A 12491-nucleotide genomic window follows, 5' to 3' on the forward strand; every position below is an offset into this window, starting at 1 on the left:
TTCGGGCGTCGGCAGTCCGAGCGTAGGCGCGTCGACGTGCGATGCCCGCTCCCGCCATCGCCAACCTCCCGGCCGCAGGCTTGGAGCGATCCGACAATGCCGCTGCGGCCGCGAGTTGCAAATGACCACGCTGGGCATGCCTGTGGCCGCCCACCCGGGCGACGACGCCCTTTCGGCTACCACAGGCATGCCCAGCGTGGTCATTTGCACCTCGGCCAGCGCTGTACGGCAGGTGCGCGGCGATCCGGTGGGGTGGGGCGATCTGGTGGGTGGGGCGATCCGGTGGGGTGGGCGATCTGGTGGGTGGGGCGATCTGGTGGAGGACGGAGGAAACCCGGAGGCGGGACGCGCGGCTCGTTCTCTAGACTGGTCCGCATGCTCATCCGCTGTGCTTGATCGGACACTCCTTCGCCCACGTGTCCCCTGTGTCCGATCGGCTCCGGAGCGTTCTCAAGTGATCACGGCCAGCAACCTCGAACTCCGCGCGGGTGCGCGACTCCTCCTCTCCGACGTATCTTTCCGCGTCTCTCCCGGCGACAAGGTCGGCCTCGTCGGCCGCAACGGCGCCGGCAAGACCACGCTGACCCGGGTCCTCGCCGGTGACGGCATCCCGGCGAGCGGTGACGTGACCCGGGTCGGATCCGTCGGCTACCTACCCCAGGACCCGCGGACCGGTGACCTCGACGTCACCGCCCGCGATCGGGTGCTCTCCGCCCGCGGTCTCGACGACGCCGTACGCGAACTCCGGTCGACCGAGTTGGAAATGGCGGGCGCGGCCGGGCGCGAGCGTGACAGTGCGGCTCAGGACCGGGCGATGCGGAAGTACGCCAGGGCCGAGACCGAGTTCCTCGCCCGGGGCGGTTACGCAGCGGAGTCAGAAGCCGCGCAGGTGACCGCCAACCTCGGCCTGCCCGACCGGGTGCTCGGCCAGCCACTGCGTACCCTCTCCGGCGGCCAGCGACGCCGGATCGAACTCGCCCGCATCCTCTTCTCCGGCGCCGACACGCTGCTGCTGGACGAACCGACGAACCACCTCGACGCCGACTCGATCGGCTGGCTGCGGGAGTTCCTCCGTGCGTTCAAAGGCGGACTCGTGGTGATCAGCCACGACGTCGGGCTGTTGGAGGCGACTGTCAACCGCGTCTTTCACCTCGACGCCAACCGGGCAGAGCTCGACATCCACAACGTCGGCTGGAAGATCTACCTCACCCAGCGCGAGGCTGACGACCGGCGCCGCAAGCGCGAACGCAGCAACGCCGAACGCAAGGCTCAGGCCCTCATGGCCCAGGCCGACCGGATGCGGGCGAAGGCCACCAAGGCGGTCGCGGCGAAGAACATGGCCCGCCGGGCCGAGCGCCTGATCGCCGACCTCGAACCCGAACGACGATCCGACCGCGTGGCGAAGATCCGGCTGCCCGAGCCCGCACCATGTGGCAAGACGCCGTTGACAGCGACCGGTTTGTCCAAGTCGTACGGGTCTCTCGAGGTCTTCACCGACGTCGACCTCGCCATCGACAAGGGGAGCCGAGTCGTGGTTCTCGGCCTCAACGGTGCAGGCAAGACGACGTTGCTGCGTATTCTCGCCGGCACGGAAAGTCCCGACACCGGAATCGTCGAGGCCGGACACGGTTTGCAGCTTGGCTATTACGCGCAGGAACACGAGACCCTCGATATCCGGCGTACCGTCGGAGAGAACATGGCCTCGGCCGCACCGGATCTCACCGACAGGGAGGCGCGCCGCGTCCTCGGTTCGTTCCTGTTCACCGGTGATGACGTGGACAAGCCGGCGGCCGTGCTTTCCGGCGGTGAGAAGACCCGCCTCGCGCTCGCGCGGCTCGTCTGCTCCGCGGCCAACGTCCTCCTGCTCGACGAACCGACAAATAACCTCGATCCGGTCTCGCGACAGGAAATTCTTGGTGCAATTCGGTCGTACAAAGGGGCGATCGTCCTCGTCACCCACGACGAGGGTGCGGTCGCGGCCCTCGAACCCGAGAGGGTATTGCTTCTACCCGATGGCGTTGAAGATCTCTGGAACACCGAATATGTTGATCTTGTAAGCCTCGCCTGACCCCAGAATCCTGGCCGGGACGTCCGCCCCCACCGTGCCTGTCCGCAACAGAAGAGAAAATAATATTGGCGCGACACGGCCGATCTTCCGTTGGTAACGAGGCATGGGTCGGCGGATCATGGGGCATTGGTATTGATCGAATGCTGTACGCCATCGGTACCACGTGAGCGTGAGCTGTCGGTGAATGAGACCGAGCGCGACGTGAGCGCGTGACCGATACGTCGGCATCACTGGGGCGGGTCGGCGAACGGAAAGCCGAACGCGACCATCACACTCGTCAGCGGGAGGCAGGCGTGGCCGAGACTCTGAAGAAGGGCGTACGGGTCACCGGAACGCAGCGGGACAAGCTCGCGGCGGACCTCAGGAAGAAGTACGACGGCGGAAAGAGCATCCGCACCATCGCTCAGGAGACGGGCCGGTCCTACGGGTTCGTGCACCGGCTGCTGAGTGAGTCGGGGGTGAGACTTCGCAGCAGGGGTGGCGCTACGCGCACCAAGAAGGTGCGGGTCTAGCGCCGACGTGGGACTGGGGTGTGGACGCCCACACCCCAGTCCCGACACCTGGTGTCGAGGGCGGATCGCGCCTGTTGCAGAAGAGCGTTGCCCTGGAGCGGGTGTTGCTCCTGGTTGCCACGCCGCGCGCAGACGATGGGACGCAGCGCGACACCGGTGCGTTCAAATGGTGCGTTCAGATGGTTGGTGCGGCGCGTTCAGATGGTGCGGAGCACGCCGCCGTCAACAGCGACGGTGGTCCCAGTGATGTAGGACGCCACCGGCGACAAGATGAAGGCCGCGACCCGGCCGAACTCCGGCGGTGAGCCATAGCGACGCAGCGGTATCTCCGCCTCGCGACGTCGCCGGAGGGCCTCGGGATCGGCACTCTGCGCGGCAAGTTCGCGACTACGCTCAGTGTCGAAGCTGCCGGGCAAGAGGCCGTTGACGCGCACACCGGCCGGACCGAGTTCGTCGGCCAGTGTCTTGGACAGGCCGGCAAGTCCCGGTCGCAGGCCGTTGGAGATGGCGAGGTTCGGGATGGGTTGGCGCACCGAGCTCGACAGGACGAACCCAATCGACCCGCCGTCACGACACGCCGCCGCAACTGCCCGGGCGAGGCGTAGCCCACCCAGGAAGACCGACTCGAATGCCGCCCGCCACTGGTCTTCGTCGGAGTCGAGTGCGCTTCCGGCAGGTGGGCCGCCGACACTGATGAGGGCACCGTCGAGGCGTCCCCACTTGGCCATCGCGGTGGCGACCAGGCGTTCGGCCGACGCCGGGTCGGCGTTGTCGGCGGCGACGCCGACGGCGCGCGCGGTGCCCAGACTCGCGGCAGCGCGCTGGACGCCGTCTTCGCCGCGGGCGGAGATCACCACATAGGCGCCCTCGGCGACGAGGACCTCGGCGGTTGCCCGGCCAAGCCCCCGACTTGCTCCGCTGAGAAGGAACACTCGGTCCCGCACCCCAAGATCCACGGTGCATCATCCTGCCTCATGGTGGTCACGCATTGCATGCAGAAACTGTAAGTGTCCGGCGAAATTTGGGGCATCCCGGTGCACCTTCCCGCATCATGATCACGTTCCGCACACAGGGCCGGTCGTTGGGCGGGTCGCTGGGCCGGTCGCTGGGCCGGGCTGCCCATCCACCGGCGGACACGCGGACCGGCCCGCGTCGGCGTGAGCGTACGGTCGGAGGCATGTCTGGAGACGACGTGGTCGACCTCGCAGGCGTAGTGCGCTGGCTGCGCTCAGCTCGGGCGGTGACGGTGCTCACCGGTGCGGGTGTCTCGACGGACTCCGGAATTCCCGACTTCCGCGGACCGGCGGGAGTGTGGACCACCAACCCCCGTGCCGAGCGGCTGTCGACGCTGGCCGACTACCTGGCCGATCCCGCCGTACGAATCGAAGCCTGGCGGCAGCGGCAGAAGCACCCCGCCTGGACCGCGCGGCCGAACGCTGCCCACCGGGCGCTGGCGGCGCTCGAGTCCGCCGGCGTCGTCCGCACGCTCCTCACCCAGAACATCGACGGTCTGCACCAGCGGGCCGGCTCGGAGAACGTGATCGAGCTCCACGGCACGGTCTGGTGGGCGGTCTGCCTGGAGTGTGAGGTGCGTACGCCGATGGCCGACGTACTCGCGCGGGTCGAGGCGGGTGAGCCCGACCCACGGTGCCTGGAGTGTGCCGGTATCCAGAAGTCGGCGACGATCTCGTTCGGGCAGTCGCTGGATCGGGAGGTGCTCGAGCAGGCGGCGCGCGCCGCGGCATCATGTGACGTCCTCCTGGCCGTGGGTACGTCGTTGCAGGTGCATCCGGCGGCCGGACTGTGCGACGTCGCGGTCGCGGCGGGCGCGAAGCTCGTCATCGTCAACGCCCAACCGACGCCCTATGATGCGGCCGCCGCGGCGGTGGTCCGCATACCGATCGGGGACGCGCTCCCACGCCTCGCCGAGACGTCCGGCTCGCCGATCGCAGTGGCGCCAGACGATCAAGGGGCACCGTGACCACTACTCCGGCTGGCACTCCGGCTGGCACTCCGGCAGGCACTCTGGCAGGAGCCAGGAGCATCTGCTCGCGATCCACTACCGCTCGGTCGGGCTCGGTGCCGGCCTGCTGCGGGCCGGCCTGTCTGCCGTCCATCGAACCCGCCCCGGGAAACCCGGTGGATGAGCCCTGAACGGCGCGCCCATAATGGGGTCGAACGAACGTATGCGAGGAGAAGTCGCGGCATGACGCGCGTGGGACAGCGAGCTAGGTGCGCCGAGCTGGGCGCTGGGGTCTTCGGCATGAGCTGAGTCCGCAGTCCGGCCCCTCGGTCCGGCTCGGCGTGGGTGAGATCACCCGGTCCCTGATCTGCCAGGTCCCTCAGCTGTTGAGGCACCGCCGCCGTCCCGATCCGCCGGAGGCTTCCCGTGCGTACCACTGACATCCGTCGACTGTTCCTCGACTACTTCCGCGAGCGCGGCCACCAGCTGGTGCCGTCGTCCTCGCTCGTGCCCGACGACCCGACGCTCCTGCTCACGACCGCGGGCATGGTGCAGTTCAAGCCGTACTTCCTGGGCGAGTCCTCGCCGCCGAAGGACCGCCTGGTGTCGCTGCAGAAGTGCGTACGAACGGTCGACATCGACAACATCGGCACCACCGACCGGCACTCGACGTTCTTCGAGATGCTCGGCAACTTCTCCTTCGGCGACTACGGCAAGGCGATCGCGGTGCCGTGGGCGTACGAGTTCCTGACCGACGTGCTCGGCCTCGCACCGGAGCGGCTCTGGGCGACGGTCTACCGCGAGGACGACGAGGCCGTCGAGCTGTGGCGGCGCGTCGGCATCCCGATCGAGCGCATCCAGCGGCTCGGCGTCGCCGAGAACTACTGGGACACCGGCGGTCCGGGTCCGTGCGGTCCGTGTTCGGAGATCTTCTACGACAGGGGTCCCGCCTACGGTCGCGAGGGTGGACCGGCGGTCGACACCGACCGGTACCTCGAGGTCTGGAACCTCGTCTTCATGCGCTACCTCCGCGGTGAGGGTGGTGACGAGAACACGATCCCGATCGTCGGGGACCTGCCGCGGCCCTGTCTCGAGTCGGGACTCGGGCTGGAGCGGGTCGCGATGGTCCTGCAGGGTGTCGACACCATCCACGACATCGATGTGATGGCGCCGGTGATGGCGCGCCTCGGTCAGCTCACCGGGGCGGACGTCCGTGCCGAGGGTCAGCGGCGTCCGGCGCGGATCGTCGTCGACCACGTGCGGGCGGCCGCGTTCCTGCTCGCGGACGGCGTACTCCCCTCGAACGAGGGCCGCGGCTATGTACTCCGTCGGCTGCTGCGCCGGGCCATCCGCCACGGTCGGGCGCTGGGGGTGGACCATCCGTTCCTCCACGACCTCGCGGGTACCGTCGTCGACCAGCTCGGTCAGGTCTGGCCCGAGCTGACCGAACGCCGCGGCCTGGTCGAGCAGGCGATGGGACACGAGGAGGACGGATTCGGGCGGACGCTCGTGCAGGGTGCACGGCTCCTCGACACCGCGATCCGGCGTACGCGTGAGGAGGCGGTGCGCCGGAGCTCCACGTCGACGACACCGACGACACCGGCGCAGCCGGAGCTGTCGGGGCGACCCGTGCTGTCGGGGCGTACCGCGTTCGAACTCCATGACACGTTCGGCTTTCCGGTCGACCTGACCACCGAGATCGCGGCCGAGGCCGGGTTGGTGGTGGACACGGACCGGTTCGAGGCGCTGATGGACGAACAGCGCCGACGTGCGCAGCGGGCGCGAGGCGAGGCGCGTACGCAGGGCGATGACCGTGGCCGTGGGCAGGCGTACCGGACCATCCTCGACCGCACCGGGGCGACGCGCTTCGTCGGCCACGACCGGCTCACCGAGGAGGGCTCGATCATCGGGCTGGTCCGGGACGGGACCGAGGTACCGGCGGCGCTCGAGGGTGAGCACGTCGAGGTGGTGCTGGACCGGACGCCGTTCTACGCCGAGTCCGGTGGGCAGGTGGGCGACGCCGGAGTGATCCGTACGCCTGACGGCAGCGAGCTGCGGGTGGTCGACACCGGTCTCGGTGCGGGTGGCGACCTTCACGTCCACCGGGCGGAGGTGGTTCGTGGCGAGCTGCGCGTCGGCCAGTCCGTGCACGCGGTCGTGGACGATGACCGGCGGTCGGCCACCGCGCGCTCGCACAGCGCGACCCATGTCCTGCACGCGGTGCTGCGCGACACGCTCGGCGACCACGCGCGCCAGCACGGGTCCCTCGTCGCGCCCGGCAGGCTGCGTTTCGACGTCACCCACTTCGCGCCGATCGAACCCGACGCGCTCGCGCGCATCCAGGACGAGGTGAACCAGCGGCTGCTCTCCGATCCGGAGGTCCGTATCTGGCAGGCGAGCCGTGCCGAGGCGCAGGAGGCGGGGGCGATCGCGCTCTTCGGCGAGACGTACGGCGAGGTTGTGCGGGTGGTCGACATCGGCGACTTCTCCCGGGAGCTCTGCGGCGGTACCCATGTGGGCCACGGCAGCCAGGCCGGTCCGGTCCGTCTGGTGGGGGAGACGTCGGTCGGTTCAGGCGTACGCCGGATCGAGGCGTTGACTGGGCTCGACGCGCTCCGGTACAGCGACCACGAGCGGGTCCTGGTCGACCAGATCGCCGCCCTGCTTGGGGTTCCGCGGTCCGGCGACATCCTGCGCCGCCTGCAAGGTCGCCTTGACGCACTGGCGCGGGCCGAGGGTGAGCTGGCTGACGTGCGGCAGCGCGAGCGGGCGAAGCTGGCTGAACGCCTTGCCGGAAAGGGCCGCGACGCCGGTGGTCGGTGGATAGTGGCCGAACGTCTGGACCCCCCGGACGTGCGTGACGGTCACGACGCCAAGCAGGGCGAGGAGATCCCGGCGTTGGTCGACGGCGTCCTCGCGCACTGCCCGCCGGGGCGTCCCGGTGGTGCGGTGCTCGGGATGGTGCGGGACGGCAAGGCGCAACTGGTTCTGGGGATCAATCCCGCGATGGAGCAGCTGACCGCTCCGGCCCGGGACCTCCTGCGGCCCGCGGGACGCACGATCGGTGGTGGCGCTGGCGGGGTCGGCCGCATCGCGCACGCGGGCGGTCGGGAGGTGAACCGGCTCGATCAAGCCCTCGCGCAGGCGGCTCACCACCTCGCCACGTCGACCCGTACGTGAATCGCGGGCGGGTGTGGGTTGATCATTCCGGGCGGCTGCGGTCACCTGCGGGGACCGGGCGTGGGCCGCGCTCGGCGGTACGGATCCGGGTGCGCAGCCGCCCGTCGTGGGCTTCGTCGTACGCGAGAAAGCCCACTCCGAGGACCGCGATCAGTGCGAACAGGAACCACTGCACCGCGTAGGACAGGTGCGGCCCTTCGGACAGTTCCGGCGGGGGGAGCACTCGCGGGGACGACTCCGACGCCTGGCCGGCACCGGGCGGCTCGATCAGCTCCAGATAGCCACCGACGACCGGGTACGGCAGGTGCGCGGCGATCTGCTCGACGTCGATGAAACGCACCTGACCGTCTCGTGGAGCGCCGCTGCCCGGATCGGCCGCCTCGGAGGGGCGCACCCTGCCGAGCACGCGCACCTCTCCGGTCGGGACCGCCGGTGGCTCCGGTGCCTTCACCGAGGCGGTGCGCGGGACCCAACCACGGTTGACGAGAACGGCGGCGCCTCGGGAGGTGACGAGTGGGGAGAGGACGTTGAACCCGGGCTCGCCCCCCTGAGACCGGTAGCGGACCAGAATCTGGTGCGAACCGTCGTACCGTCCTCGCGCGCTCACGCGCGTCCACTCCTGCCCAGCTGCCACCGGCCGCCCGGGGGCGAGCACGGTGTCGAGCGGCTTCGCCGCCGCGGAGCTGTTGGTCGTGATGACCGCGTTGTGTGCCCGCCGATCATCGAGCCGGTGCAGCTGCCAGCGCCCCAGCTGGACGAACACGGCGACCAGCAGCGCGACGATGATCACCAGGGCGATCCAGCGCGGGCGCAGCAGGAAGCGGTACACGTCTCGCGACGCTAACCGAGCGCCCCGCCCGCCGTGCCTGTGGGGTGTCCACCCGGTACCGAGCGGCGCGTCGCCCCGGGTTGCGGTGTCCGCCTACGCTTGGCGGGTGGCAGGCGAACTGGTGGACAGGTACGGGCGGGCGGCAACCGACCTCCGGGTCTCACTGACCGACCGTTGCAATCTGCGGTGCAACTACTGCATGCCGGCCGAGGGCCTGCCCTGGCTGCCGACGCCCGAGGTCCTGACGGACGACGAGGTCGTACGCCTGATCGCGGTGGCGGTCCGACTGCTCGGGGTCCGGGAGGTGCGGTTCACCGGTGGCGAGCCGCTGATCCGCCGGGGCCTCGTCGACATCGTGCAGCGCACCGGAGAGCTGAGTCCGCGCCCCGAGATGTCCCTCACGACCAACGGCATCGGTCTCACCCGGCTCGCGACGCCACTTCGGCAGGCTGGTCTGGACCGGGTGAACGTCTCGTTGGACACGTTGAGCGCTCCGGCGTTCCACGAGCTCACCCGCCGCGACCGATGGTCCGATGTCGTCGCCGGCCTGGCCGCGGCGGAGACGGCTGGGCTCACGCCGGTGAAGGTCAACGCCGTCCTCATCCGTGGCCTCAACGACCACGAGGGACCGGACCTGCTGGCCTGGTGCCTCGAGCGTGGTTACGAGCTCCGGTTCATCGAGCAGATGCCCCTCGACGCCCAACACCGCTGGAACCGCGACACGATGGTGACGGCGGACGAGATCCTGGCCGGGTTGCAGAGCCACTTCGACCTGCGACCTGACGACCGCAACCGGCGGGGGAGCGCTCCGGCCGAGTCGTTCGTCGTCGACGGTGGACCGGCGCGGGTCGGGATCATCGCGTCGGTGACGCGGCCGTTCTGTGGTGACTGCGACCGGGTGCGACTCACCGCAGACGGGCAGGTTCGCAACTGCCTGTTCGCCCGCGAGGAGTCCGACCTGCGCGGTGCGCTGCGCGGTGGTGCGGACGACGAGGAGTTGGCCCGGCGTTGGCGAGCGGCGGTCGCGACGAAACAGCCCGGACACGGGATCGACGACCCGACGTTCCTGCAGCCGACCAGGCCGATGTCCGCGATCGGCGGTTAGCCAGCGGGCCGCGCTGACCGTGGTCTCTCCCGGACGAGAGGTGCTTCGGGGCCGCTAGCTCTTGCCTGCGGCACCGCCCGGCGTGTCCGTGCCTTCGAAGGGTTCGATCTCGCGGAGAAACCCCCGCGCGCTGAGAAAGTCCGCGAGAGAGCTCCGGTGACCGTCACAGGCCACCCAGGTCTTGCGTCGCTGCGGCGGGTGGATTTTCGGATTGTTCCAGCGAAGCGCCCATGTGGCCGGATTGTTGCACCCCTTCGCCGAACAGATCGCCTGGTCGGGGCGGAAGTCGTCGGTCATGGGTTCTCCCTCAACCAGGCTCGCCCGGCTCATCCAGGCCGTGGTGACGCGTTACGCACGAGGGCGACTTCGAAGAGTAACGGTGCAGTGGGGGAAGTCCGGTGGTTTGCGTACGCCCTGTGACGGCGAGAATGTCGCCAGATAACAAGAAGCGATGCCGGGCAGCCACGGGGGAAGCCGCCCGGCATCGCATCACGTCGCACTCCGACGGGGGAAGCGGAGCGCGCAGACATGAGTTTGGCACGAACGTCCCGCCAGGTCTAGACGGCTCCCCGGGTATTTTGCGGTCGGCTTGAATGATCGGATCCAGCCGGTAGTTCGCGAGGGTGGTCGGGGACGTACGCCGGCAGGCTGTCGGTACGCCGCTCACGGCCCGCATTCGCAATCACCACAGCGATATAAGGCAGGATGAAGGCCGCCACGATGAGCAGCCACCGCAGTGTGCCCTGCGTGACGAACGCCATGACGAAGCACACTGTCCGCACTCCCATGGACAGCAGATAACGGACCTCACGGGAACGTACGTCCGCTTTCAGACTCTTTGGTGCCGTCGTGACCCGGAAGGTCGGTTTGCGCACCTTCTGCCGCATCGCGTCTCCTCCACCTCTGCTGCAACCGTACGCCTGAACGACGTGCGAACGGCCTCGCCTGTGACAGTGAGTTGCCCCACTGCGACGGCGGTCAGGTCCCGCTCCTGCGCCGGCTCCCCGGCACGGGGAGGGCCGTCAGGTGCGTACCGCCTCGACGGTGTGGTGGACGGGCAGGACGATGCGGGACTCCGCGCGGCCGCCCCGGTGGACGGTCTGCTCGGCTGCGGGCGAGAGGTCGAAGCGTGGATAGTTCGAGGATGCGATCTCGACCCGGATCCGGTGCCCCGCGGCGAAGGTCATGGCGGTCGCGCCGACCTCGATCTCGACCTCGCCCGGTCGACCCGGCGCCGTGCGTACCCGTCGGATCGAGTCCACCACCAGCATCGCCCGCCCGTCGGGATGGAGGTCGACCAGCTTGACGGTGACGTCGGCCACATCGGCGGTCGAGGCGAAGGCCACGTGCGCGCGGACCTGGCCAATGATGGTGAGGTCGCGCTCGAGGGGTCCGGTCGTGTAGACGAGGACGTCCGGGCGTTCCTCGATGTCCCACTGGTCGAGCGGTCCGGCCTCAGGCGGGACCGGATGGAGGGTGCGCCCACCACCGGTCGGCACCGGATCCCCCGGGTCGTGACGGTAGTGGTCGGCTCCGGCCTCCTGCGGCGGCTCCCAGGCGAGGGCGTCATCGCCGGCAAGGAACAGCGGCGTGGGCGTGGTCTGCGGAGGCCAGTCGGGAAGGTCGAGCCAGCGGTTGGCTCCCATGACGAAGACCCGCACTCCGGCAGGCACGTCCCGGTCGGCGATTCCCGCGGTCAGGAACGCGAGCTGTTCCTCCGCGATGCCGTTGAAGTCGCCCTGTGCGGCGACGCCGAAGTCGAGTCGTCCGGTCGTACGCCGGAGCAGGCTGGCGTGGGACCACGGCCCGACGACGAGGCGCTGCCGGCGACGTACGGACTCGTCGACGTCCGGCCCGGTGAGGAGGGTGTAGCCGCCGATCGTGGCGTCACAGAACAGATCGTGCCACCCGGCGAGGTGGTATCCGGCCGGCTGCGGACCGACCGGCCGGGTACCGGCGCCCTGTCCGTCGCGCAGTGCGGAAGCCGCGTCGAGGGGATCCCAGAGCTCCGCGTCGTCCGGGTCGAGCCACCGGTGCCAGTCGGCGCTGATCCGGGGCAGTGTGGTGTTCTCGACGCCCGACCTCAAGACGCCCGGCCAGGTGTCGAGGTCCGCGATCGCCGCCTTCACCAGCTCAGCGTCGTAGCTGCCGCCGACCGCGCCGATGCCGAGGGTCCAGGCGGAGAAGACGCCCAGCTGGAGAGCGCCGCCTTCGTACACCGCATCCCGAACGGTCGGTCCGGCGACGGCGGGCACGATGACCCGCAAGGCTGCCGGGCGTTCGGCGGCGGCCAGCCACTGGGTGAAGCCGTTGTACGAACCGCCGGCCATGGCGACGGCGCCGTTGGACCACGGCTGAGACGCACACCAGGCGACGGCCGCGGCGCCGTCGAGGCGTTCGCTGCGAAACGGCGCGAAGGTGCCGGGTGAGTCCCAGCGGCCGCGTACGTCCTGGGTGACGACGGCCCAACCCAGCCGGGCCATGCCGATGGCGTCATGGTTGCCGCGGACCGATGCCCTTCCGTACGGCGTCCGCATCAGCAGGACAGGGTGGGGCTCGCCGTCGTCGGCGACGATCACGTCGGTCGCGAGCGGGATGCCGTCGGGCATCGTCACGGTGGTGTCGAGACAGGTGAGGCGCGAGGTATCTCCCACGCTCGTGGAGCCTAGGGCGTGTCCCGTAGATCTTGGTGGTCGAAGTTCGATAGATCATTGGTGTGTTTGATCGTCATGACTTGACTGATGAGGAGTGGCAGCGGCTGGAGCCGTTGCTGCCGGAGCAGCCGCGGCAGGGTCGGCGTTGGGCGGATCACCGGATGGTGATCAATGGGCAGG

Annotated in this window: 11 protein-coding genes; 6 read left to right on the plus strand and 5 right to left on the minus strand. The window is 69.5% G+C overall.

Translation table 11 applies throughout. The annotated features are described in order from the left end of the window. Nucleotides 1-454 precede the first annotated feature (454 nt). Together ABNF93_RS06095 and ABNF93_RS06100 are read left to right on the plus strand one after the other, a co-directional pair. Nucleotides 455-2068, plus strand: a complete 1614-nt coding sequence (locus ABNF93_RS06095) for an ABC-F family ATP-binding cassette domain-containing protein (protein WP_349326603.1) — start codon at nt 455-457, stop codon at nt 2066-2068. Between the two features lie 293 nt (nt 2069-2361). Continuing rightward, nucleotides 2362-2580 carry a helix-turn-helix domain-containing protein gene (locus ABNF93_RS06100; RefSeq protein ID WP_349326605.1) on the plus strand — a complete coding sequence of 73 codons (219 nt, stop codon included), beginning with the start codon at nt 2362-2364 and terminating at the stop codon, nt 2578-2580. Between the two features lie 197 nt (nt 2581-2777). Here ABNF93_RS06100 and ABNF93_RS06105 read toward each other — a convergent pair whose 3' ends face one another. After that, complete coding sequence (locus ABNF93_RS06105) at nt 2778-3524, minus strand: SDR family oxidoreductase (RefSeq protein ID WP_349326607.1); 747 nt, start codon at nt 3522-3524, stop codon at nt 2778-2780. Between the two features lie 233 nt (nt 3525-3757). Here ABNF93_RS06105 and ABNF93_RS06110 point away from each other — a divergent pair, with 233 nt between their 5' ends. Both ABNF93_RS06110 and alaS read left to right on the plus strand, forming a co-directional pair. Next, nucleotides 3758-4561, plus strand: coding sequence for an SIR2 family NAD-dependent protein deacylase (locus ABNF93_RS06110; RefSeq protein ID WP_349326609.1), 804 nt, complete (start codon nt 3758-3760; stop codon nt 4559-4561). A 408-nt stretch (nt 4562-4969) separates the two neighbouring features. Further along, nucleotides 4970-7723: an alanine--tRNA ligase gene (gene alaS / locus ABNF93_RS06115; protein WP_349326611.1), complete on the plus strand. Its 2754-nt coding sequence runs from the start codon at nt 4970-4972 to the stop codon at nt 7721-7723. 22 nt (nt 7724-7745) lie between these two features. Here the strand turns inward: alaS and ABNF93_RS06120 are convergent, their stop codons facing one another. After that, on the minus strand, nt 7746-8552 hold the full coding sequence (locus tag ABNF93_RS06120) for an SURF1 family cytochrome oxidase biogenesis protein (protein ID WP_349326613.1): 807 nt from the start codon (nt 8550-8552) through the stop codon (nt 7746-7748). Between the two features lie 106 nt (nt 8553-8658). Here ABNF93_RS06120 and moaA point away from each other — a divergent pair, with 106 nt between their 5' ends. Next, nucleotides 8659-9657 (plus strand): GTP 3',8-cyclase MoaA, encoded by a 999-nt coding sequence (gene moaA / locus ABNF93_RS06125; RefSeq protein ID WP_349326614.1) that lies wholly within the window; start codon nt 8659-8661, stop codon nt 9655-9657. Nucleotides 9658-9711: 54 nt separating this feature from the next. On the opposite strand, the gene ABNF93_RS06130 is transcribed toward moaA, so the two are convergent. The 3 genes from ABNF93_RS06130 to ABNF93_RS06140 all read right to left on the minus strand — a co-directional run bounded on the left by ABNF93_RS06130 (nt 9712) and on the right by ABNF93_RS06140 (nt 12311). Next, entirely contained in the window at nt 9712-9954 is a 243-nt protein-coding gene (locus ABNF93_RS06130) for a hypothetical protein (RefSeq protein WP_349326616.1), read from the minus strand. Between the two features lie 260 nt (nt 9955-10214). Beyond that, a complete protein-coding gene (locus ABNF93_RS06135) occupies nt 10215-10544 on the minus strand; it encodes a DUF3099 domain-containing protein (protein WP_349326618.1) in 330 nt (109 codons plus the stop codon). A 135-nt stretch (nt 10545-10679) separates the two neighbouring features. Beyond that, entirely contained in the window at nt 10680-12311 is a 1632-nt protein-coding gene (locus ABNF93_RS06140; RefSeq protein ID WP_349326620.1) for a CocE/NonD family hydrolase, read from the minus strand. 62 nt (nt 12312-12373) lie between these two features. Between ABNF93_RS06140 and ABNF93_RS34840 the strand changes: the two genes are divergently transcribed. Beyond that, nucleotides 12374-12491 (plus strand): transposase (locus tag ABNF93_RS34840; protein WP_502877547.1); only part of this gene is annotated, 118 nt, incomplete at its 3' end.

Origin of the sequence: Actinopolymorpha sp. B9G3 (assembly GCF_040120725.1) — a bacterium.
Taxonomy (GTDB): domain Bacteria; phylum Actinomycetota; class Actinomycetes; order Propionibacteriales; family Actinopolymorphaceae; genus Thermasporomyces.

What these genes read in the sequence shown, in the direction of transcription:
- ABNF93_RS06110 (WP_349326609.1), top strand. Translation starts at nt 3,758, where the DNA reads ATGTCTGGAGACGACGTGGTCGACCTCGCAGGCGTAGTGCGCTGGCTG.
- ABNF93_RS06130 (WP_349326616.1), bottom strand. Translation starts at nt 9,954, where the DNA reads ATGACCGACGACTTCCGCCCCGACCAGGCGATCTGTTCGGCGAAGGGG.
- ABNF93_RS06135 (WP_349326618.1), bottom strand. Translation starts at nt 10,544, where the DNA reads ATGCGGCAGAAGGTGCGCAAACCGACCTTCCGGGTCACGACGGCACCA.